This is a genomic window from Pseudonocardia alaniniphila (assembly GCF_022524485.1).
Taxonomy (GTDB): domain Bacteria; phylum Actinomycetota; class Actinomycetes; order Mycobacteriales; family Pseudonocardiaceae; genus Pseudonocardia; species Pseudonocardia alaniniphila.
In genome coordinates this window covers 34,857-59,375 of the sequence record NZ_JAKXMK010000033.1, presented here as the reverse complement: position 1 = coordinate 59,375, position 24,519 = coordinate 34,857, and the positions used below count along the sequence as shown (strand labels likewise).

The window sequence follows — 24,519 nt, the reverse complement described above, 5'->3', positions numbered from 1 at the left end:
CACGGCGGAGCCGCATGACACGGGTGATCGCCGGAGTCGCCGGAGGGCGCCGCCTCGCGGTGCCGGCCAAGGGCACCCGCCCCACGTCGGACCGGGTTCGCGAAGCGCTGTTCAGCGCGCTGGAGAACGACCCGGGACTCGACGGCGCGGCCGTGCTCGACCTGTGCGCCGGGTCGGGTGCCCTCGGGCTCGAGGCGCTCTCGCGCGGTGCGGCGCACGCGCTGTTCGTCGAGTCGGACCGGCGCGCGGCCACCGTGCTGCGCCGCAACATCGACGCCCTCGGGCTCCCGGGTGCGGTGGTGCGCGCGGCGTCGGCGGCGTCGGTCCTGGCCACGACCGCCGATCGCGCCTACGACGTCGTCCTCGTCGATCCGCCCTACGACGTCCCGGACAGCGAGGTCGCGGGCTGGCTCGCAGCGGCCGCTGCGCACGGCTGGCTGGCGGAGGAGGCCACCGTGGTGGTGGAGCGCTCGGCGCGCTCGGGTTCGTTCCCGTGGCCCGAGCCGCTGCGCGGTGTTCGTGAGCGCCATTACGGAGAGACGGCACTGCACGTCGGCCTCCGGTAGCGTCCGCATTGTGAGGATGCCGAGATGACGCGTGCCGTGTGCCCCGGTTCGTTCGATCCCCCGACGAACGGGCATCTCGATGTGATCGGCCGGACAGCTGCCCTGTTCGACGAGGTCGTCGTCGCCGTGCTGATCAACAAGAACAAGAAGAGCCTGTTCACCGTCGACGAGCGGATGGCGTTGCTCCGCGAGATCGTCGCCCCGTACCCGAACGTCCGTGTCGCCTCGTTCCACGGTCTGCTGGTGGACTACTGCAAGGAGAACGACATCCAGGCCATCGTCAAGGGCCTGCGTGTGGTCACCGACTTCGACTACGAGCTGCAGATGGCGCAGATGAACAAGCGCCTGTCCGGCGTGGACACGCTCTTCATGTCCACGAGCCCCGACTACAGCTTCGTGTCCAGCTCGCTCGTCAAGGAAGTGGCGACGTACGGTGGCGACGTCGCGCACCTTCTGCCGGAGTCGGTGCACCGCCACCTGCTCGAACGGATCGCCGAACGAGCTTGAGTCACCCGTTCGGAACTTGACACGCGGGTGCTCGGAATGACGCGGCACGGGCTGCCGCGGTGAGAGGATGCCCAGCGTGTACCGGGTCTTCGAATCGCTCGACGCGCTGGTCACGCTGGTCGAGGAGGCTCGGGGTGTCCCGATGACCTCGAACTGCGTCGTACCTCGTGGTGACGTGCTCGAGCTGCTCGACGACGTCCGCGAGGCGTTACCCGGTGAACTGGACGACGCCCAGGATGTGCTCGACCGCCGTGACGAGCTGGTGGACGACGCGGCGCAGGAGGCCGAGCAGACGCGGTCGACCGCGCAGACCGACGCCGAGGAGATGCTCGCCGAGGCGCAGTCCGAGGCCGAGCGCATGGTCGCCGAGGCGCGCGCGGAGGCCGAACAGCTCCTCGCGAAGGCCCGGCACGACGCCGAGCGGGCCGTCACCGACGGACGCCGCCAGTACACCGAGCTGACCGACCGGGCCCAGATCGATGCCGACCGGCTCGCCCACGCCGGCCGTGCCGCCCATGACCGTTACGTCGCGGACGGACAGGCCGAGCAGGCCCGGCTGGTGTCGCAGACCGAGGTGGTGCGCGCGGCCAACGCCGAGGCGGCCCGGATCGTCGACGAGGCCGACAGCGAGGTGGATCGGCTGCGCCAGGAGTGCGACGGCTACGTCGACGCAAAGCTCGCGGAGTTCGAGGACACCCTTACCAAGGCCTTGCGTACGGTCTCCCGCGGCCGCACCCAGATGTGGCGCGGCGGCCCCCCGAGCGGCGCTCCGACGGGACTGTCGAACGGCCGCTCGGGCACCGGCATGGACCTCATCGAATAGCCCACAGCGGATACGGCCGAACGGATCACCACTCGGTCACTTTCGGCTGGACGGTGATCGTCACCGCGTTACCCTCTGCGGGTGGCGAGCCGCCCCGTCGAACCCGACCCGTCCGTGTGGTGGGAGCGGTACGGGTACCGGCTGGAACCCCGTCCGGGGGCCACGACGACCGACCGGCGGCACGCAGGTCCGGAAGGGCCGGGAGAACACGTGGGTGCAGTGGGCTCGACAGGAGATCGGTCCCCGATCACCTCGCAGCAGCAGGACGGCACACCGGGCACGGCAGGGGAGCTGAGCTCCGAGACGATCCTGCGGGCCCGGCCCGACGAGCCCGCTTCCGGTTGGCGCCGTGCGGTGCTGCGGGCCACCGGCGGCCTGGTGAACCCCGGCCCGAGCCCTGCCGAGGTGCAGTGGCGCGACCAGTTGCACCGCATCCGCCATCCGCTGCTGCAGTCGCACCGCATCGCGGTGACGTCGATCAAGGGTGGCGTCGGGAAGACCACGGTCGCCACGCTGCTCGGCCTCGTCATGGCGGAGAACCGGGGCGACCGGGTGATCGTGCTCGACGCGAACCCCGATGCCGGCACGTTGGCCGACCGCCTCACCGGCGAGTCGTCGGTGACGGTCCGGGAGTTGCTGCGTGACATCGCCCGCATCCACTCCTGGACCGAGGTGTCGCGCTACACGAGCCTTGCCGGCCGACTACAGGTGCTCGCCTCGGAGCAGGACCCCGCATCGAGCGACGCGTTCAACCGCGAGGAGTACGAGGCGATCTGCGAGCTGCTCGACCGCTTCTTCAACATCATCATCACCGACTCGGGCACCGGGCTCGTGCACTCCGCGATGGAGGGCACCCTCAAGCTCGCCGACAGCATCATCGTCGTCGGCGCGCCCACGGTGGACGGGGCGGGCCGCGCGAGTAAGACCCTCGACTGGCTGCACGCGCACGGCCACGCCGAGCTGGCGTCCGAGGCCGTGGTGGTGCTGTCGTGCGACCGGGTCAGCGCCGAGGTCGACCGCGCCCGCATCAGCGAGCACTTCACGACCCGTTGCCGGGCCGTCGTCGAGCTTCCGCACGACCCACACCTCGCCACGGGCGGCCGGGTCGAGCTGGCCCGGCTGCGCCCCTCCACACGGCACGCGGCCTACCGCCTGGCCGCGCTCATGGCCGACCGGTTCGTGACATCGCCGGACGCCACCGCCGGCCCGCAGTGATCATCTGGAGCGGTACCCTGCCCGCGTTTCGGGCGCGGGCCCGTGATCACGGGGGAATGGTGGCGGTGAGCAGCCGGGAGAGCACCATCGCGGCGGCTGCCGCACACGGCGATCGGAGCGCCGCCACAGGCGCGCATCCGGGGGCGGAGCGGGCATGACACAGCCGAACGAGACGGTCGCAGGCGATCGGCCGGAGGCGTCGTCCGACGACCCCGAGCCGGTGAGCGCCCCGGTGGGGCCGGAGCCGGCGGCCGACCGGCCCAACCGCTCCCGGCCCGACGCAGGCAGCGCCGCCGAGCTCACCGAGGACTCGATCGTGCGTTTCCGCAGCGACCGCCCGCAGCACGGGTGGCGCGCTGCGCTCTACACGATCACCGGAGGGCTCGTGAACCCGGGCGTCGGGGCCGCCGAACGCCGGCGCCAGGACCAGCTGCGCCGGATCCGGCGTCCGCTTCCCGGCTCGCACCAGATCGCTGTCAGCTCACTGAAGGGCGGGGTCGGCAAGACCACGGTGTCGGCGTGCCTCGGGCTCGTGCTCGCCGAGAACCGCGGCGACCGGGTGATCGCGCTCGACGCGAACCCCGACGCCGGCACGCTGGCCGATCGGCTGACGACCGAGACCGCGGTGACGGTCCGCAGCTTGCTCGACAACATCGCCGCCACCCACTCGCTCACCGACGTCGCTCGGTACACGAGCCTCGCGGGCCGGCTGCAGGTGCTCGCGTCCGAACAGGACCCCGCGATGAGCGAGGCGTTCAACCGCACCGAGTACGAGCAGGTCTGCGAGGTGATCACCCGCTTCTACAACGTGGTGATCACCGACTCGGGCACCGGCCTCGTGCACTCCGCGATGGAGGGCACGCTCGCGCTGGCCGACAGCCTGGTGATCGTGGGCGCCCCCACGGTCGACGGTGCGAGCCGGGCGAGCAAGACGCTCGACTGGCTGATCGCGCACGGCCACGGCCCGCAGGTGGCCGACTCCGTGGTGGTGCTGAGCTGCGACCGCATGAGCAAGGAGGTCGACCTCAAGCGCGTCAGGGGCCATTTCGAGGCCCGCTGCCGCGAGGTGGTCGAGGTGCCCCACGACCCCCACCTCGCCACCGGCGGTCGTATCGAGCTCGCCCGGCTGCGGCCGGCCACGCACGACGCCTTCCTGCATCTCGCCGCGCTGCTCGCCGACGGCTTCGGCCCGCGAGTCCCGCGTGCGGAGGTCGCTCCGGAGCAGGTGCCGAGCCTCGGTTGAGCAGCCCGGTTCGTCGGCGCCTACCCGAGCCGTCCGGCTGCGGCAGGCGCTGCAAGCCTCCGGGCAGCCGTCGTTCGCCACAGTGCTGACATGGCGACGGTGCCGGTCGTGCCGCAGGGAGACCCGGCACGTCCCGGCACCGCCGGGTCGATCAGCTCATGGCCGACGACTACTTCTTGGCTCCGGACCCGCCCGACTTGGACGACCCGCCCGAGCTGCTCTTCCCGGCGTCGCTCTTGCTGCCGCCGCTGGTGCTCCTCGACGCGGTGTTGCCGCTGCTCGGGCCGGTCTTGGTGCTCTTCTTGTTGCGCGCCGTCTTGGTGCCGGGGCTCGTGGTCGTGCTGCTCTTCTTGCTTCCGGCCGTGCTGCCACCGCTCTTCGAGGTGGACGAGGACTTGGACGGTGACGTGGCCCGGCCGGTGGAGCCGGAGTCGGTGGACGAGCCGGACCTGCTGCCACCGGCAGCGTTGTTGCGTGTGGCCGTGCCGCGCCCCTCGCCCTTCGCGGCCGAGCGGTCGTTCCCGGCGCGTGCGCCCTCGGAGCCGGACTTGCCTTCCTTCGAGCCGCCCCGCGCCTGCCCAGGGTCGAGCACCCGTCCTGCATTTCCGAGGGCCGTGCCCACGCGGTCCTTGAGGCGCTCCGCCTTGCCGCGCGGCGTGTTCTCCTTCGGCTGCTGCTTGCCGGCCGTCGACCGTGCGGATGTCTGCTGCCGATCGCCGCGCGACGCCGAGGAGCTCGTGGGGGTGCGGGCGTTGCCGCTCTGACTGCGCTCGGCCTTGCCGGCGGGCGTGGACCCCTTGGACGAGCCGCTCTCCGACGACGTGCGCCGCTCGCTGCCGCGGCCGAGCAGTGATCCGGTCACTGTGTCGACGACGTTGCTGACCGGCCGGACGCGTTCGGAGGACTGCTCGTTGCGGTCGCTGGAGCCGGACTGCCTGTCGGTGCTGGGCTTCCGGTCGGAGTCGGAGCGGTTGCCGGAGTCGGACCGGTTCGACGAGCCGCTCTCCGACGAACCGCGGCGCTCGTCGGAGCGGCCCAGCAGTGATCCGGTGACGGTGTCGACGACGTTGCTGACCGGCCGTACGCGTTCGGAGGACTGCTCGTTGCGGTCGCGGGAGCCGGACTGCCTGTCGGCGCCGGGCTCCCGGTCGGAGTCGGACCGGCCGGTGACGACCTGCCGGGCGGTGTCCACGACGTCGCCTGCGGTACGGAGCACCGCACCACCCGTGCGGACCGCGCTCGCTGCGACGTTCGTCGCCCCACCCTGCGCACCGTTGCCGGCACCGTTGTTGCCGCGCAACGCCATGGCCAGGTCGGTGGTGGAGCGTCCGTCGGCCTTCGGCCGGGACGGGTCGGGCGGGGCCGTGGAGCTCACGGTGTTCCGCTCCTCGCGTGTGCTCTCCCGGCGGGGAGCGATCGCCAGCTCCTGCTGCGGTTTCTGCGCCCGCGGCTTCGGGTCGGGCCGCTTCTCGATCAGCGCGATGACCTGCTGCGCAATCGACGTGGTGTGGTCGCTCGCGTCCGGGAGTGGTGCGGAGACCGCCTCGTCGACGCCGTGGCGCAGGACCTCGAGCTCCTGGGAGTTGTAGTCGCGCTGCTGGCGATGCACGTCGCGTTGGGCCGCGAGGGTGCGGATGGTCTCGGCCTGGTCGGGGCTGGCCGGTTCCGGTGGGGCCGTGCGGAGCGCCCGTTCCACGGCGTCGAGCTGCGCCTGGGCGGTGGTGAGGTCGGTGGTGACGTCCGGCAGGGAGCGGAACGCGCTGATCTGCGACTGCAGTGTGGCGCGCTGCTGCTCCAGCAGCGCCTTGCGCTCCTGGAGGGCTTGGAGTGCGGCCGGTTGTCCGGCGCGCTGAGCCTCGGGGAGCCGGTTCCAGCTCGCCTCGGTGACCGCGACCGTGTCGAGCTGCTTGTTGATCGAGGCGAGAACGATCTCTGCCCTGGCTGCCCACTGCGCAGGGTCCGCCGAGGGCTGGGGTGCGGCGGGCGGAGGCGGCGGTGGGGCGACCGGAACCGGCGTCTGCGTCAGCAGGTACCCGCCGCCTCCGGCGATCAGGCTCGCGACCGCGATGCTCGCGACTGCTCGCTGACGTAGCAGCACGGCGGCGCGCTTGCGCTCACCGGCGCTCCGCGCGGTGCCGCGGTTCTCCCCCGCCGGGCGGACGGGTCGTGGCGGTGGCGCCGGCGTCGGTGTGATCAGCCAGCTGGCGGCAGCGCTCCACGGCTTCGCGGAGGGGCGACTCGGTGGAAGAGGCTCGGCCGCTGCCGGCTCGGTCGACTCTGCCGGTGCCGTAGGGACGGTCAGGGCCGCGGGTGCTGCCGGGCCTGCTTCCTCGGCCTCGGTCTGGGCGGCCACGTGGCGTTGCTTGCGTGCGGCCGCCCGGTGGGCGGGCGAGCAGTAGCGCCGGGGCGGCCCGCCGTCCTGCGGCTGTTCGATCGTGGCGCTGCACCCGGGTAGGGCGCAGGCGGTCGGCTCCTCGGTCATGTCGTCCCCCCTGGCGAGTTCACGCCTGCGCGATGCTCACGCGTCTCACCGTGTCGCCCAGCCGGCGGCCGGAACACTTCCGGGCACAACCCGCAAGCGCGCCTGCCCCCTTGCATCTCCACCACTGCACACGCAGGCCTCGCTGTGGCCCTCCCAGCACACGACGCCCCATGATCGCGAGTGTGGCCGACGGTATTGCCACGCCGATGCCAGCACGATGCCGCGACGGCCGTGCCGTCGTCGGTGTGCCGGGGTGAGCGCGCAATGACCGGCGAGCCCGAACCGCAACCGATCACTCATCGCCGCGATCGCCCTTCGGCGTTACGCGCCGACCATCCACATGATCATGATATGCCCGGATTGGGCCATGATCCCCGGATATATTGCGATTTCTGAACGTACGAGGGTGTACGGATGGTTCTCCCGGTGATCACCGTCTGCTGAGCGAACGTGCGTAGGATCCCGTCGGCGGTGATCATGCGGGATCTCTCGATCTCGTAGCATCCGGCCGACTGTCCGGTTCCAGCATCGGCCGTCGCCGTGCAGGTGGGGGGAACATGCCCAAGCGAGCCTTCGTGTCATCGGACACCGATCATGCGCCGGACGTGCCGGCCGATCCGGAGCCGTTGCCACACACCGAGGCCGGGAACGAGCCGTCATCGTCCGAGGAGCCGGTGGTCGAGCCCGCCCGCACCCCGAGCGGTCCGGGAGAGGGTCCGGCTGCGGACGAGCGCACCGCTGGGAGCGCGGCGCAACTGACGGACGACACGATCGTCCGGCGCCGCTCCGACCCACCCACCGCAGGCTGGAGGCGGGCGGTTCACACCCTCAGCGGCGGGGTGATCAATCCTGGCGCCGGCCCTGCCGAACGCCACCGGCAGGGCCTGACGCTGCGCATCCGCCGGCCACTGGACGGGCCGCACCAGATCGCGGTCTCCTCCATCAAGGGTGGGGTGGGCAAGACGACGGTCGCGGCCCTGCTCGGTCTGACGCTCGCCGAGCACCGAGGCGACCGCGTCGTCGCGCTCGATGCCGATCCCGACGCGGGAACGCTCGCCGACCGCCTGACCGGCGAGCCCGGCGTCACGGTGCGCGAGCTGATCGAGCACATCGACGGCGTGCGGGCGCTTCCGGACGTCGCCCGGTTCACGAGTCTCGCGGGCCGGCTGCAGGTGCTGGCCTCGGAGCAGGATCCCGCCCGGAGCGAGGCCTTCAACCGCGCGGAGTACGAGCAGGTGTGCCGCGTGCTCCGGCGCTTCTACAACATCGTCGTCACCGACTCCGGCACCGGCATCCTGCACTCGGCGATGGACGGGATCCTCGCGCGGACCGACACCCTGGTGGTGGTGGGCGCGCTCACGCTCGACAGCGCCAGCCGGGCCAGCAAGACGCTCGACTGGCTGGTGGCGCACGGCCACCGCGACCTCGTCGGCAACGCCGTCGTGGCGCTCGCCGGCGACCGCACGAGCAAGGAGGTGGACACCACCCGGCTGCGCGCGCACTTCGCGGCGCGCTGCCGGGCCGTGATCGATCTGCCCCACGACCCGCATCTCGCCACCGGCGGCCGGATCGACATGGATGCACTACGTCGCAGCACCGTCGACGCTGTTCTCGAGCTCACCGCACTCGTGGCCGACGACTTCGGCACCGCGAATCCCCGCGAGCCCGCGCCTGCCGATCCTGTGGCAGCCGATCCCCGATCACGGTGACCAGCGGCAACCGTCAGACGCGCGGCCCGAACTCGTTGTAGGCCAACCGCCAGTTCCGGTTCGCGCTGTCGACGTTGCGATCGGAGGCGAACAGGCGCACCGAACCGGGGTCGTTCACTTCCAGGCCCGCGCCGAACCGGAAGTGGATCAGGAAACGCTCGGGTGCCTGCACGCGCACCAGCTCCCTGCTCCAGAGCGCCATGTGCCGGCCCGCCAGATCGAGCTTGTAGAGCGTCACCCAGTCCTCGAAGCGGATCGGCGACGAGTCCGTGGGCCCCGCCGACTCGTGCGAGCCGAGGCCGAGCAACCACACGTCGCCGTGGATGTCGGTGAGCAGGGAGATGTGATCGGGTGCCGGTTGTCCGGTCGTCCGGCAGGAGAAGCGGAACGTGAAGCGGCACCGCGGGTCGGCGAGCGGCAGCGGGTTCGACTCGTACACCGACACCTCGCCCTCGCCGTACACGGCGATCACGTAGTGCCGGTTCGCCCCCGACCCGACGTCGGTGATGCCTACGGCGTTCACGGCCCGTCCGACGTCGACCCGCAGGTCCAGCAGAGCCGGCTCCGTGGTGTCGGTCAGGGCGGAGAGATCGTAGAAGCGGACGCAACCGTGGCGCCCGCCTGTGCCCTCGAGTGACAGGGCGAGGTAGTCGCCGATCACCTGACCGCCGCCCGGATGGTTCAGCCCGTCCTCGGGCAGGGTGACGGCCCGGGCCTCCCGGTCACGGTCGCGGTCGGCGATGTCCATCTGGCCGCGGGCCTCGAGCGCGCGGTGGCGCGGCAGCAGGAACCAGTCGCGGTAGGGCAGGATCGCCCGGATGCGGTCGTAGGTGTTCTGGGTGACGTCACCTACGACGCAGTGTTTGAAGACACCGGTCGGGGACACCGCGGCCACGGCGGCGGGCACGTCGATGAGCCGGGGGGACCACCACTCGGGCGTGGTGGCATGGAATGTGGCGAGACCGGTGCCGTCGTGGTCCGTGGAGCGGAAACCGACATCGATGCCGAACTCGTCGGAAACCACCTGCAGCGCGCCGTCGGCGGCGGCGTGGTTACGCGCGGAGATCGACGTGTACCTGTTCCAACTGTCGTTGTCGTTCTTCGTGCAGACGTTGATCAGGGTCGGGTCCGATTCGTCCCGGAAGAACAGGAACAGCCCGTCGTCGTGCACAGCGGGTACCGGCGTCTCGCGGCTGCGGTTGTGGCCGTTGATCGATCTCCACCCGTACCAGGCGAGCCCGTCGAGGCTCTGGGCCACCAGCAACGCGCCCTCGTCCACGTGATCGGTGTAGAACGCATAGAGCATTCCCCGGTAGCTGATCAGCGCGGGATTCGAGGCGGTGTCGAAGGACGCGCTGGTGATCGTCCCGCCGTAACGCCATCCGGCACTGTTGTCGCTGACGAGAGTGAGCAGGGTGGCGGGAGACTGGCCGGGGCGGAATGCCACCACAAGGCGATCGCCGTGCACCACCGGAACCGGCGCGTCCGCCATCGTTCCGGTCATGTGTTCGAGATCCACGGGGGCGGTCCAGGCCGAGCCGGTGCTGCTCACACAGATTCGCAGCCCTCTCGTGGCGCTGTCGCCGCGGTAGAAGACGTACAGCGAGCCGCCGTGCTCCATCGGGACGGGTCTGCTCGAACTGCGCGCGGCCTGCGTGGTGATCGTGGAGAGCGGTGACCATTCGTGCCCGTCCACGGTGTGACAGACCTTGATCATGCCGGGATCGGTCTTGTCGCGGAAGAACACGTACAACGCGTCCTGGAAGACGATCGGCACCACCTCGGCGGCAGCCTGCGCTTCACCGGGCCGCTCGATCATCCTGATCCGCGCCGACCACCGGGACCCATCACGCGAGGTGCAGTAGTACACCGTTCCGCGGTCGGACGTACCCCGATAGAAGAGGTAGAGCACCCCGTGGAACCGAATGAGTGCGGGAACGGCTCCGGTCCATGCACGATTCTGCGCGGTGACATCACTGACCATCGACCAGTTCTGGGCGCTCGTGCCCACATCGTCGACCGGTCCGGACACTGTCGTGGTGCTGGTCATCGGGCCTCCCAGGGCTGGCCACGGCAATATTTCAAAGGACGGAACAGCCCGACAGACCCTGATGAGGTGTCCCACGGATCGGTGGATGCGCGGGCCGCCGACTGCCCTGCGTGGCTCCGGAACAATTGTCGTTCCGCCGGATCGGCGTTGTCCCGGGGCGCCGATCCCGGCTCCGAAGTCCGCCGTTCGCGGGGGACTGTCGGGCGGATCGAGCACCTGTTGTTGTGCTCAGCTCGTCCGAGGCGCCCTGGGCCGCCTGCCGCACGGACGCGGTAGTCCGGAGGCTCGCCGAGCCGGCTCGCGGAACCAGGCGTGAGCGTCACCCTGCGTAGCCGTCGACGAGGTGTTGCCACCCCCGCCGGAGATGAACTCCCGTCATCGATCTGGTCAACTTCGGAGGGTTTCTGTTAACCTGATGTTCGCCTTGATCGTCAAGGTCGGGGCTGTGGCGCTGTCCTCGCTGGTTGCTGACGTAACGCAACGGGCCGGGTGGCGGGGTCGCAAGGGCTGCTGGGCGTGAGTTCGACCGTCCGGTTGTGGGTCGCTGCCTCAGGCGCGACGTGCGGAGCCCGTCGTTCTGCATGTCCCTGCATGTCTCCGTGGTGGTCCGCGGGCCGTGTCCGTGACTGCCACTCGGTTCTGTCACCTTGTCCCGATTCGTCCGGCGAGTCGTCTGGAGCTTCCGTCATGAGTCCGGTGTCTGTGCGCGATGGTGAGGCTGCTGGCCTCGCCGTGCGCTCGGACGCCGTCGTGCGGCTGCGACTGTCGCCGCTGGAGCGGTTGCTGTGGGTGATGCGTTGGGTCCTCGGGCTGGCGGGCGCTGTCGTCGTGCTGTGGGTGGGGGCGGCCTTCCTGGCTGCCTCGCCCGCGTCGGCTGCGGTGGCGGTCCCGGTGGTTGCGGGGCAGGGCGTGCTGAAGGGAGGTAGCAGCAGGCCCGCAGGTGGAAAGAGCGGTGGCTCGGATTCCGGTGCATCGGAGAAGAAGAGCACCGAGAAGAAGAGCACCGAGAAGAAGACCGGCACCAAGTCGGCGACCGAGAAGAAGGCGACGACTGAGAAGAAGACGACCGCCGGGAAGAAGGCGGTTACCGAGACGAAGACCTCGGAGAAGAAGACCACTTCCAAGGCGGCGAGCGAGAAGAAGGCCACCTCCGAGAAGGCGAGCTCGGAGAAGAAGACGACCGAGAAGGTAGCGTCCGGGAGCAAGGCGTCGGCGAACAAGGCGGCGTCGGAGAAGGCCTCCGAGAAGAAGGCGGCGTCGGAGAAGAAGACGTCGGCTGATAAGAAGGCGGCTGCGAAGCGCGAGTCGGGGAAGCGCAGCGACAAGTCGGAGAAGCCGAGTGCCACGGGCGGCAGCCGGCCGGCCGCGGCGACGATGAGCGCCCCGTCGTATGACGAGAAGTCGGGCGAGCCCGCGAAGCGGACGACGTCTGCCGCGAAGAAGGCCGACTCCGAGAAGGCCGAATCGAAGAAGAAGACCTCCGCGCGCTCGGGAGCGACGCCCGGTGGGAAGAACACCGAGGCGCAGAACGTGAGCGATCGGCGGGACACCACAGTTGTCGCGACTCGCGAGAAGCTGAAGAAGACCACCGCGGCCGGCAAGGATTCCGCCGCAGCAAAGGCGCGCGCGACCACCGGTGATTCGGCCGGCATGCGGATCGCCCGCCAGGCGCTGACAACGCTCGGCGAAAAGGCAGGCGAGCAGCGCGCGACGAAGCTCGGCGCGGCAGAAACGCGGAAGATCGCGGACAAGGTGCGCGCCGCCGTCACGGGCGTTGCCGCGAAGCAGGCCACGAGGACGGCCGGCGCCGAGCTCGACGCGGCATTGGCAACGGTCGCCGGCACGAAGGCCGTCGGGAAGAAGGCCACCGAGAAGACCCCCGTTACTGCCGCCGACAAGGCACGTGCCGCCACGAAGGACCTCGCGAAGATTGCCGGCAAGGAATCCGGTGTTGCCGACGAGAAGGCCGTCCGCGCCGCTCTCGACAAGGCGTCACCTGCGGTTCGCAAAGCCCTGGCCGAGACCGCGGGGACGGTGCCCGGCGCCGCCGCTGACAAGGCGGGTCGTACCGCTGCTCTCGTGAAGATTGCCGAGAAGGCGCTCGACCAGGCCGACGGAAAGGCCGCTCTGAAGACAGCGGAGAAGGCCGGTAAGAAGAAGGCCGGCGCAGCGGCGGATGAGGCGGTCGCCGTCCGGGCCGCGCGTGCAATCCAGGCGGTTCGGGAGGGCGCGCTCGCGGAGGCGGCGTCGTTGCGGTCGCGGACGTTGTCGGCGACGGGGTCTCGTGGTCCTCCCTCGGACGAGGCCGGCGACCGGTATTCGACGGGCCGGTTCGGGCAGTGGCAGGAGTACGACGATTCCGCGGAGCGGACCGAGCGGGTGCTCGAGGGCCGGATCAAGGTTGATCAGAGCAAGGCGGCGTTGGCGGCGGAGAAGAAGAAGGTCGCTTCGGGTGAGGTGACCAAGGCCGCGTATGCGAAGGACGAGAAGAAGCACCAGCAGTTGGCGAAGCAGGTCGCGGCGGATCGCGCGGAGCTGTCGCCGGAGCGGGCTGAGCTGGTCGATGAGGTCGTGGACGGCCACCGCGAGTTGACCGCGCGGGAGAAGCAGCTGGCGGCGGAGGAGAAGAAGGTCGCCGCGGGCACGGTCACGAAGAAGGCGCACGCGCAGAACGTCGCGAAGGTCGAGGCGCAGCGCGATGAGGTGTACGAGGCCACCGATGAGTTGATGGCCGCCACCGACAACGAGGTGTCGGATGCGGTTCCGTCCCGGAGTCGTGGTGAGGGGTCGGCGGCCGGGTGCGGGTCGAGCGGGGTGTTCGTTGCGTGCGGTTCGGTGAGCCGGGGCGCGGACGGGCAGAAGGACTCCGACCGGTGTGTGGCGTTGGCCGGGGTGTCGTCCGGGTGTGGGGTGCAGACCTCGTCGGGGGAGTCGAAGGGCTCGGCGTCGTGCACGTTGTCCGGTGCCGATCAGGGTTGTGGTAGCAGCGTTTCCCATCGCGATGCCGACGGTGAGGTGGCCACGGCGTCGGCGAGGTGCTCGGGGGATGCGAGCGGGTGTGGCCTGAGCAGCCGGGCGAGCTCGGCAGGCGGAGAGTCTGCGTGCGCCACGGGTGGTGGGTCGTGCCGCAGCGAGTCGTCGGGTCCCAGCGGCATGGACGCTCAGTCCGTGGGTGGAGCGGAGCGGAAGACGTCGGCCTCGGCGTCGTGCACCGGCCGGTGCGACGTGACCGGTTACGCGTACTCCTCCGGCGCGCAAGCGCAGTGCCGCACCGACGGCGGCGTGTGTGACAGCAGCAGCACCGGGTCCCGGTCCGATCGGGACGAGGCGCAGCCGGCCACCGCTGGGCGGGGGGCCGGTGCGAATCGGGCCGTCAGCACCGAGCCGGTTGCCACCGGCGGTGAGTCGCGGGGTCAGGGGAGCGGGTCGGCGCACTGCGAGTCGGCGAGTGGCTGCGGCACGTCGAGCACGGTGGACCTCGGGGACGGCGCGGACGTCGGGCACCGGGGAGCGCGCTCGGGTGGTGACGCGGTCGTGGCGGGTGCCGAGGTCACCTGCGATGCCGCCTGCACAGGCCGTTCGACCAGCAGCACGGACGCCGGACGCAAGGCCGGGCCTCGTGACGCGAGCGCGGCTGCGGGTGCGGCCGCGGATCCGGTGCCGACCGGCACGCCGGAGGCCGCCACGAACGCCTCCGCGAACTGCACCGCCACCGGCGGGGGTTGCCGCACGCACAGCGAGTCGCGCGCCGACGGCACCGCCGACGTCAGCGGGAGCAGCGCGGCCACCGCCGACGTGGACTGCGACGGCGCTGCCGGGTGCACCGGTACGGGCGCGAGCAGGACCGGCGGGACGGCGAGTGGGCTGCGCGACGGTGCGGCGCGCACGAGCACCGGGTCGGCCGGCTGCGATGTCTCCGGTGGGGCGTGCGGGGCGAACAGCAGCACCGAGATCGACAACCCGATCGAGGAGTATGACGACCGATGGGTCGGCTCGGACGCCGACGGCGCTGTGCGGCCGGCGGTGCTGACCGATGGCGTGGCCACGGCATCCAGCTCGTCGGGCACGCGGGTGGACTGCGGGGACTCCACGGCGTGCTCCGGCAAGGGCACCACGGCGACGACGGGGCGCGTCACCGGCGCGGTCGCGACCGCGGGTGGCGCAGCGCCGGTGCGGGAGACGAAGGGCTCGTCGACGTGCGAGGCGTCCGCCGGTGCGTGCAGCGCCGAGTCCGTCTCGGATGTGAGTGACGGCGCAGCCCCGGGCTCCGCCAGGACGGGGTTCGACACGGTCGGCGCCGTTGCGCCGGCGGCTCGGGAGCTGAGTGCATCGAGCCGGGCCGGTGCGCAGGTCGAGTGCGCCGGTGCGGACTGCCGGGGCGCGGCCGCGAGCACGACGTCCGGTTCGGCGTCGGGGGACGTCACCGGGCTGCGCGACAGCACGGGCTCGTCGAACTGCACCGCACGCGGCGCCGGCGCAGGGTGCTCGGCGCAGTCGGACACCACCGTGAGCGACCGGGCGCCCGCTGCCGGGGTCGGCGCCGCGGGTGCGGTGACGGGTCCGGTGAGCGTCTCGAACGCGGGCGCCTCCGTTCAGTGCTCCGGCGGTGCGGGTGACTGCGGGGGAACCGCGAGCTCGTCGACGAGTGCGCGGGACACTGCGGTGTCGCCCCACTCCCGCGGATCGTCGGCGAGTGCGGACTGCATCGTCACGGGTGGCGGCTGCGACGCGCAGACCAGCTCGTCCGGTTCGTCGGCCCCCGACTTCGTGGTGGTCGACCCCGCGACCGGGCGCCCGGTGGCGGGTCAGCCGACCAGCGGACCCACGTCCACGTCCTCGTCGAGCGCGAGCCTCGTCTGCCCGTCGGGTGTGAATTGCTCGGGCACGGTCCACACCGGTTCGAGCGCGTGGGACGGCGCGGTCGCGGGCGGGAAGCCGCGGACGTCGACCGGCACGGCGAGCTGCACGGCGGGGACCGGCGGCTGCGATGTGCAGTCCGTCTCGAACGCGTCGACGGGCTCGGGCGCTGCGCTCGCCCTGAGCGGGCAGCCGCAGGCCAATGGGCCCACGAGCCGGGAGGCGGCCGCACCGGTCACGGCCGAGCGGTCGCAGGTGAACACCGCGCGGTTGACGGCAGGCCCCTCGGCGGCCTCCGCGGCCGGGGCCGCCCTGTCCTGTGAGGGACAGGAGGCCTGCACAGGTCGCGTGTCGAGCGCTGCGACCGCCACGGACCCGTCGGTGTCGCCCGACCCACGCGGCTCGTACAGCGAGGGTTCCTGTGAGGGTGTGTCGGGTGGCGTCTGCCAGGCGGTGACCAACTCGGGAGCGTCGTCGGGTCCGGACGCGAACGTCATCGCTCCGCTGGTGCAGGCACGCTCGACCTCGAACGCCTCGATCAGCTCCGGCACCACGGGATCCGCTGACGAGCAGGCTCCGGCGGACGACCAGCCGGTCCAGGTGCCGGGTCAGGACCAGCCGGCCACCCCGCCGGCCCCGACTGCGCCGGGCTCGTCGGCGAACTCCGGTGGGCCGACGGTGCAGGGCGCGTCCAGTTGGACGATGGCGTCGGCCACACTGGACTGCGACGGCAACGCCGCGGACTGCCGCAGTACCGCCGGCAGCTCGGCCTCCGGCAGCGACGGCCCCAGCACGCTGGCCGGGGCCGGTGGGGCCCGGGGGCCGCCGGAGGGCGTCTCCACCACGACTGCACGCTGTGCCGGCGGCCCCAGTGCCTGCCAGGCGCAGACCAGCTCCAGTGCGGGGTCCGGCCAGGTTGTGGCCGACATCGTCGCGGAGCAGCAGAACAGCGCTGCCGAGCAGGCCGGCCAGCAGGCCACCGAGGCCCGCCGGCAGGCCGAGCTGGCAGCACAGGTCGCGGCCGAGCCCGGCGCGACCACCGAGCAGAAGAAGGCAGCCACCGACGCGGCCACGGTCGCCGAGGCGGCGCAGAAGGCGGCCGTCGACGCAGCCGAACTGGCGGCGAAGCCGGTCGAGAACGCCCCGGCGACGTTGTCGGATTCCTCCGCGGCCGCGCTCTGCGCAGGCGCGGGCTGTACCGCCACGACCACGGGCCGCACCTCGGGCTCGCCCGGCGTCTCCAGTACGGAGGCGACGTGCACGTCCGCGGCGAGCGGGTGCGCGGTCAGCAGCGATGCGACTGCCGGCGTGGTCCGGAACGCGGGCGTGGCGCAGGGCGGGAAGACGAACCCGGGTTACTCGGGTAGCGGGCAGACCAGCTCGATGCTGACCTGCCCGGAGGCCGGATGCACCGGCCGGATGACCGGCACCGCGGACGTGAGCGCCGGCCCCCAGGGCCGCCAGAGCCGCAGCAGCGCCGACGGCGAGACCGGGTGCGACGGCACCACCGCCTGCCAGGCTCAGATCTCCGCCGGCACGTCGGCGACGGTCGGCACGGATCGCGACCCGGCCGCCCGGTTCGCCACGACCAGCGCCTCGGTCGGCGCCACCTGCGACAACGGCACCGCGACGGGCTGCGCCACCAGCACCTCGTCGCGCACCGAGGCGGTCGGCGCGATGAACGTGCGAGCCCTGGCCACGGGGTCCTGCGCGACGGCAGGTGCCTGCCAGTCCGCGACCGGCGGGTTCGCCGCCCGCGACGTCGCCGAGGTCACCGCCAGTTGCGCCGGGACCGGCTGCACCACCCACACCCAGGGCAACGCCCGCTACGCAGGTGGGAACGCCGTTCACACCGCATCCAGCCGCACCGACTGCACCGCAGGCCCGAACGGCATGTGCGGCAGCTCCAGCCGGGTCGGGGCGACCGAGACCGGCGCCGAGGTGTCCGCGAGCTGCGCCGGCACCGAGGGGTCGGCGTGCACCCATCGCATCGCCGCCCGGTCCAGCGCGCAGAGCAGCACCGGCGGCCACCAGGCCAGCGCCGACGCCGGTTGCGGGTCCGCCGGCGGCGCCGGCAGCGGCTGGTGCGCCACCAGCGCGGCGGCTCAGACCAGCGATGAGTTCGCCATGGCCGCTGCGGCCTGCCAGGGCAGCGCGGGCTCCGGTTGCCGCTACTCCTACCGGGCCCACAGCAGCGATTCGGCGGGCGGCGCTGCCCACGCCACGGCCACCGGTTTCGGTCGGGGCACGTTCGGCGCGGGCCAGGTGCTGACCACCGCCGCCGCAGCCGCCGGACCGGGCTTCGCGCAGGCCTCGGCGTCGTGCCTCGGTACCGCCGGCACGACCTGCAGCCACTCCTACTCGGCCGCCGTCTCGGCATCCGCCTCCGCCGCCGGTTCGTCGGCATCGGCGTCGGCTCGCGGGTCGGGCGGTGGGGGTATGGGCGGTGGTGGGGTCGCCGTCAGCGCGCGGGCCGTCGCGGGTCCCGGGTTCGCGCAGGCCTCGGCGTCGTGCACCGGCACACCCGGCACCAGCTGCAGCCACTCCTACTCGGCCACGGCCTCCGCATCCGACTCGTGGAAGGGGCCGCACGGCAGCCACAGCGAGGCGCAGGCCTACGCCCACGGCTCCGGTGGTGGCGGTATGGGCGGGGGCGGTGTCGGAGTCTCGGCCCAGGCCGTCGCGGGACCGGGTTTCGCGCAGGCGTCCGCGTCCTGCTCCGGCGCCGCGAACTGCACCACGAGCTTCTCGGCGGAGGCCGAGATGCACGCCCGCGCCGAGGATCCGGAGCGCGGCGGTTACTGGGAGGCGTGGGGCCACGCCAAGTGCGTGGGAGGCGGGTCCTCGGGAGGCACCTGCGGTGCGCGCGCCGAAGCGGTGCCCGGCCCGAACGGCGGTGGGCGGGGCTGGTGCACCGGCACCGGTAGCTGCGTCGAGCACTCCGGTGGCAACTCCTTCGAGAAGTATGTACAGCCGGGCTCGGGTCAGCCCGTCGACAAGAACGGGAAGCCCATCCCGATCGAGGAGCTGGGCCCCGACGACCGGGCCGTGCAGATCGAGCGTGACGCCGACGGCAACGTCGTGTGGAAGATCAAGCCGAAGGGCGAGAAGGTTCGAGGGGGCACCTGCCCGGCGCCGTGCAAGAACGGCGTGGACGAGTCCGTCGAGGGCGGTGAGCGGGTCGGCTACGACCCGGCCGACGGCTTCTCCGGGTCCATGCCGACCGATCCCGGGTCCGACAAGCGCGACAGCGCCACCGGTTCGGACGGCGTCCGCCTGGCCCGGGATGTGCAGGGGAACGGGGGCGGCTGGGTCCGTGGCAGCGGAAGCGTCACCAACGGGCGCACCGGCGAGACGGTCCGGTACACCCGGCGGGCGACGTCGGACAACCCGCTCAACACCTTCCGGCTGAGCAACCCCGCCGGCTCGCCCTTCACGTCCACCTGCAACGGCGGGTGCGTCTACACGGGAGCGAAGCTGCCGGGTAAGGCCGGTGTGGACCACCTGACCGTCGAGGGCGCCTGGGGTGAGATCACCGGCCGCGACGGCAACGGCAACCCGGCCAGGATCACCTTCACCGGCGCGGGCCACTTCACCTCGGCCGAGGGTGACACGTTCTTCGGTGTCGGCGGCACGGGCACAGCGGATCGCGTCGAGATCCTCACGCGAAACGCGTCAGGGCTGGGCGGATACATCAAGGTCACCAACGGCTACGGCACGATCCGCACGGCCGAGGGCGCCTCGCTCGCCTGCTGGGGCTGCGAGGGTGCGGAGTACATGCCCACCCGGGCCGGGATGGGCGGCCTCGCCACCTGCTCGATCAGCAACGCAGGCGACTCCTGCACGGCGACCGGGGCCCCGTGGAAGGGGCAGAGCGACGTGCAGCGTGCCTCGATCGACATCCACGCGAAGGGTGCCGTCGAGTTCGCCCAGTTCCTCCGCAACGCCGACGGCAGCGGCGGCGGGGCGGTCGCCTTCACCTCGGGCGACGGCTTCGCCCGGGGCACCGACGCCTACGGGGACTGGATCCAGACAGCGGGCGAGGGCGGCCGGATGGCGCTGCTCTACTCCGAAGCCGACGGATACAACCGCGGTCAGTCGTGTGTCGGCGGCAAGGGCGGCACGTTCGAGGGCGGCTGCAGCGGATCCGACCCCGTCGAGCGCAGGCTGAAGTGGGTCGAGCCCTCGCAGGACGTCACGGCTGCGCTCGGGATGCGGGGTGGCCCACCGCAGCGCCCGCCGGGCTTCATCGGGCCGGTCGCGAGCGGCGGCTCCACCTCGCTCGTCGACCGCGCACGCGCGGCGTTCCGGTTCACCGCCGGACAGGGCCACGTCCGATGGATGGCGGAGACCGGCAACCACCAGCTCGCGCCGGTGGCCGAGGCCTTCGAGCGGGCCAAGCAAGGCGGGATCACCCATGCGGAGGCGCGGGAGCTCGCCCGGAAGGTGGACGGCCTCCCGGCCAAGACGATGGAGCGGGCCGGGCGGACCGGCGACGCGCTGGAAGTGCTCATGAAGGTCAACGGCACCCAGCGCCCGTCGACCGAGGACGTCGAGCGGCAGCTCGCGGAGGACCCGCGGCTCGTGGCCTCCCTCCTGGGCCGGCCCTACGAGGCGGGCTGGAAGCCGTCCGATCAGGACAGGACCACGGCGAAGAACAAGCTCCTGGACCAGCAGGCGGCGTCTGCGCGGGCGATCGGTGACCTGAACGCGCTGCAGCCCCGTGAGGACGCCCTGCAGCGCCGGCAGGACGCGTACGAGCGGGCGGTCACGAACTACAACCTCGGGCTCGGCGGGAACCGGGCTGCGCTCGAGGCCGAGCGCAAGGAGATCGAGCGTCTCTCCGGCGACCTGGAGGACGACCAGCGCCCGATCATGGGCAGGCTCGACGCGTCCCAGGAAGTACTGCGCACCTACGACATCGCGGCCGCGGGCCTGGCGAACGACCCGAACTACGCCGGCAACATGCGGGTGGCGCAGGCGAACCTCGAGGCGGTCCAGGGCGTCGTGGACGCGCTGCCCGAGCTGAAGACGGATGCGGACGTCGCGGCGGCACGGAAGCTGGTGGCGTTCAGCGAGGCCGCTCGTCTGGGCTACGACGCCTCCATCGAGGCTCCCCGCCTCCCCAGCAGCAGGCTGCACGACATGGCGCTGCCGTCGTCCGGTGCACCGGACCTGGCGCTGGCCATGCGCTCGGCCGCCGGCTACTCGTACTTTAAGAAACTGGTGGAGACCTCGAACAGCCCGTTCGTCAACAAGGACGGGAGCGACTACACACCGGACCAGATCTCGGACCTGGCCGCCACCTGGGTCTACGGCGATCCGGCGGACCTCACGGAGGTGGCCCGGCTCGCCGGCACACCGCGCACGGCGGACGAGGCCGTCCAGCTGCTCGCCGGCAAGGAGAGCGAGGCCGGCCACGACGAGGCCATGGACAACTACTTCCGGCAGATCAACCAGGCCGGGCTCATCAAGGATCTCGGGTCGACCCTGTCCGACTCGGAGATGGACAAGCTCCGGGACGTCGTGAACGAGGAGGATCCGAAGAGCGTCGGGGGCTTCTTCCGCTTCATGCTCGAAGGCGCGCAGCTGCTGCAGTCCGAGGCGGTGCGCAAGTACAACCGCGAGTTCGGCGTCGGCCACGAGAGCTTCGGCCGCAACCTGGGCCGCGGCGCGGTCACCCTGGGGATGGGGATCCTCACGCTGCCCGGCACGGTCATCGGTGGCGGCGGGGTCGAGATCGCCAACAAGATCAAATACGAAGGCGTGCTCGGCACCGCGGCGTCGCTCACCCCGGGCACTGCTGCCTTCGCGCCCTTCCTGTCCGAGCGGGACCCCACACGCTCCGCCGCTCCGCCACAGCGCACCGGCGAGTCCGATGTGGAGTACTACACGCGGCTGCACCCCCTGACCGGCGGCATGCTGGTCACCCCGGTCACCAACTCGTGGAACCGGTGGTTCGGTGACGGTGACGCGTCCCGGGACTACCACGACCGGCCCGTCGAGTCCTTGATGGAGGACGGCCTCCCGGTCCTGATCGTTGCCGGCGGCGTCGCCGCAGGTCTGCGGGGCGGCGCCGTCGGGGCGGCAGCCCGTGGCGCCGCCGCGCGCGCGACCGCCGCGAACCTCCCACGGACCGCGGCCACCGTGGCGCAGCGCTCGGCTCTGCGAACCGCCGCGGTGCGGTTCGAGAACCGGGCGAGTCGGCTCGAGACCGCGCGCAAGATCGCGAGCGTGCCGGTGCACCTGGCGTCGGCTCCGTACTACGCCGTGGGCCTGCCGGTGCGTGCCGGCTCCGCCGCCGTTCGTGCCGTGACAGCGCCGGCGGCGCGGGTGGCGCAGGCCGGAAGCACCGCAGCCGGGATGCGCGCGCTGGCAGGCGCCATCGCGAACCGGCCAACCGCTCCGCTCTGGCTCAGTGCCACCACGGGCCTGCGGCGCGTCGCAGGCGGCCTCGGGCGCAGCGCCGAATCCGCCCGCATGATCGCCCGGCACGGGCTTGTCGGTTCGATCAGGATGCCCGGCGCGTACAAGAACCTGGGCGTCAGCCGCGCCGCGACCCCCCAGGCGATCGAGGCTGCCCACACCGTGCGCATCGCGAAGGCCAGCCGGGGGAAGGTCGACGACCCGGTTCTCGCCACAAGGCGAGCGGGCCTCGACGAGTCGCTGCAGATCGTCCGCGACCACCGCGCCAGGGTGACGGCCAAGGTCGCAGCGAAGGACGCGAAGAAGGCCGCACGCGCCACTGCCCGCACGAACGGCCCCGGTCGGCTCGCGCCGCCCGCCACGATCGTGGCGGCGGCGACGGCCGACGCCGGCCGGCCCGGGCCGGCTGCCGTGACCGAGGCGGCCGGTCAGCACGGTACGGCTGCGGCGGCTGTCGGCACTGCCGGGCAGCGTGGGGCGGCCGGTGTGGCGGACGCGCCGGGCGCCGCCGGCCGGGGTGCTCCGGCCGCACCGGGTGTTGCGAACCCCGCGGCACAGCACGGTCCGGCCACGCCGGAGACGGGCACAACCGCAGGCGGTGCCCCGTCAGCAGCCGCCGGCAGGCCGGCCCCCTCACCGACGACCGACGGGGCCGCGGGCGGCGCCTCGCTGGCCGAGCGCATCGATGCGACGCTGGCGGCGAACGGCGACAAGCCGATGACCGCCGCCGCCCTCGCCAGGCAGCTGGGGGTCAAGAAGACCGACATCCACCGGGCGAGCGAGTCCGGTTCCGGCCGCGAGAGCGCATCCGGCAGTGCAACGCCGCGGACCGAGATCGTCCGGGACGGGAACGGGACGGCGTGGGTACAGCGCCACGCAGGTGAACCGCCGTCGGCGAGGGGAAGCGCGACCGGCGACGGGCCGGGCGCGCTGACGCAGGGTTCGCGGGCCATCAGCGGTGAGAGGTCGGGCGCCGGGCCCGGGCCGTCGCGTGCCGGTGCGGGAACGTCGCGGGCGAGCGCCGGTGGCGGGTCGCCTGCCGCGGCGCGGTCCTCGGGCAGCGGAGGAGCACCTGGCGAATCGCCGCGTCCCGCTCCGTCGGGCCCGGGCCGGCCGAGCAACGACCAGGCACTGCCCACCGGGTCGACGGCGAGCGGCGGTCGTCCCAGGACGCCTGTCGGAGACGGTGGCGGCCCCACAGTTGTGAGAGGCCCCGACCCGGAGCCGCTCCGGTCGCCCGACGAGGCGGGGGCGGTCGACACGGCGTCGTCCGTGGGGGCACGTAAGCACGACGGCAAGGTGCGCAGCGGCGACCCGCCGGTCCGCGCGGCCGACGACACCACACCTCGTTCCGAGCCGTGGGTTCGCGGCAAGGAGAAGACGTCGTCCGCCCGGCCGACCGGCGCGGAGGCTCCTGATCCGCGCGGGCTCAGGACGACGCTGGCTGATGCCACGAAGGAACTGCGCGCGGCGAAGGCGGCGCGCACCGAGATCCTGGCGCGGCTGGAGGACGAGCTCGCGCGCACGACCGACCACGGCCGTCGCAGGGAGCTTCTGGATGCGCGTCCCCGGTACGACCGACCCGTCACGGAGGCACAGGCACGAGTAGACGCGGCCAAGCACGAGCTGACGAAGGAGCGCAGCACGCGGGCCTACCGGCCCGAGATCAGCGCGATCAAGACGCTGTGGTCCGACGAGGCGAGCATCCAGGCTCTGCGTGAACGCGTAGAGGCAGGCGAGCGGCTCAACAGGGTCGAGTCCTTCGCCCTGATCGCGGAGCAGATCCGGCTCACCCACGGCAAGCGCCTGCACGACGTGCAGCTCGCCGGTGCCATCGCCATGGACGGCGGCGGCCGGTTGTCCACCCGGATCCGGTTCGCGCTGACGCGTGGCGGCACGGCGCGCGGCACCGTCGTCGAGATGTTGACCGGTGAGGGCAAGACCTTCACCGGGATGCTCCCGGCGATGAAGCGCGGCTTCGAGAACCGTGTTGCGGGAGCCGACGGTCGCGGCGTGCACGTGATGACCAGCAACACACAGCTGGCCGGAGATACGGTTGCGGCCTACCAGGGGATCGCCTCCGAGCTCGGCCTCACCGTTCGCCTGCGCAGCCGCGGCACGCCGGGGGCACGGAGCGCGTACGAGGCCGACATCACCGTCGGATCGGCCACCGACCTGATCTTCGACTTCCTCGAGGACCAGCGCAGGCCCGCCGGTGAGCGGGTGCAGCGTGGGCACGCCTTCGCCCTGGTCGACGAGGCCGACATGGTCATGCTCGACTGGGGTGCGAGCCCGCACCGGCTCGCCGAGGCCGTCCAGGCGAGCGCGCGCCGCGCCGAGTTGGTCTGGGCCCGCGACCTCGCTCGTGGTCTGGAGCGAGGCGAGTACAGCGTCCGCACCGGCCGGCCGGTCACGATCAGCAGCCGGCAGGCGAGCCGCATCGAGCAGCGCACCGGTCAGGTGTTGTCCGACCAGCAGCGCATCGACCTGGCCAACGCCAAGCGGGCGGAAGGGATGCAGCCGGGCTGGGATTACAAGATCGCGGATCGCGTCCGGATCGAGGTCCTGGACAACCCGAACGGCCGGGCGAAGAACGGGCAGCGCTGGAGCCAGGGGCTGCACGAGGCGCTCGAAGCCAAGC

At 72.1% G+C, this 24,519-nt stretch carries 8 protein-coding genes and 1 pseudogene (1 of these 9 cut by a window edge); 7 read left to right on the top strand and 2 right to left on the bottom strand.

All coding sequences use genetic code 11. From position 1 onward, the window contains the following. Positions 1–11 precede the first annotated feature (11 nt). The 5 genes and pseudogenes from rsmD to MMF94_RS32830 form a co-directional block, all read left to right on the top strand. A pseudogene (gene rsmD / locus MMF94_RS32850) lies at positions 12–566 on the top strand (16S rRNA (guanine(966)-N(2))-methyltransferase RsmD); the annotation flags it as partial. A 24-nt stretch (positions 567–590) separates the two neighbouring features. After that, the gene (coaD, locus tag MMF94_RS32845; protein WP_241041326.1) at positions 591–1,073 is read left to right on the top strand and encodes a pantetheine-phosphate adenylyltransferase; all 483 of its coding nucleotides are present in this window, start codon (positions 591–593) and stop codon (positions 1,071–1,073) included. A 76-nt stretch (positions 1,074–1,149) separates the two neighbouring features. Beyond that, positions 1,150–1,896: a DivIVA domain-containing protein gene (locus MMF94_RS32840; RefSeq protein WP_379660415.1), complete on the top strand. Its 747-nt coding sequence runs from the start codon at positions 1,150–1,152 to the stop codon at positions 1,894–1,896. An 81-nt stretch (positions 1,897–1,977) separates the two neighbouring features. After that, a complete protein-coding gene (locus MMF94_RS32835) occupies positions 1,978–3,111 on the top strand; it encodes a MinD/ParA family ATP-binding protein (RefSeq protein ID WP_241041324.1) in 1,134 nt (377 codons plus the stop codon). Between the two features lie 154 nt (positions 3,112–3,265). Then, positions 3,266–4,354 carry a MinD/ParA family ATP-binding protein gene (locus tag MMF94_RS32830; RefSeq protein WP_241041323.1) on the top strand — a complete coding sequence of 363 codons (1,089 nt, stop codon included), beginning with the start codon at positions 3,266–3,268 and terminating at the stop codon, positions 4,352–4,354. Between the two features lie 169 nt (positions 4,355–4,523). On the opposite strand, the gene MMF94_RS32825 is transcribed toward MMF94_RS32830, so the two are convergent. Beyond that, entirely contained in the window at positions 4,524–6,836 is a 2,313-nt protein-coding gene (locus MMF94_RS32825) for a hypothetical protein (protein WP_241041322.1), read from the bottom strand. Between the two features lie 557 nt (positions 6,837–7,393). On the opposite strand from MMF94_RS32825, the gene MMF94_RS32820 reads away from it, so the two are divergent. After that, positions 7,394–8,545: a MinD/ParA family ATP-binding protein gene (locus MMF94_RS32820; RefSeq protein WP_241041321.1), complete on the top strand. Its 1,152-nt coding sequence runs from the start codon at positions 7,394–7,396 to the stop codon at positions 8,543–8,545. 13 nt (positions 8,546–8,558) lie between these two features. Here the strand turns inward: MMF94_RS32820 and MMF94_RS32815 are convergent, their stop codons facing one another. Continuing rightward, entirely contained in the window at positions 8,559–10,595 is a 2,037-nt protein-coding gene (locus tag MMF94_RS32815) for a hypothetical protein (protein WP_241041320.1), read from the bottom strand. A 687-nt stretch (positions 10,596–11,282) separates the two neighbouring features. On the opposite strand from MMF94_RS32815, the gene MMF94_RS32810 reads away from it, so the two are divergent. After that, positions 11,283–24,519, top strand: the 5' portion of a protein-coding gene (locus tag MMF94_RS32810; RefSeq protein ID WP_241041319.1) for a preprotein translocase subunit SecA. Its footprint extends 17,972 nt past the window's final position; 13,237 of the gene's 31,209 nt are visible here — the first part of the coding sequence; it begins with the start codon at positions 11,283–11,285; its stop codon lies off the right edge, out of view.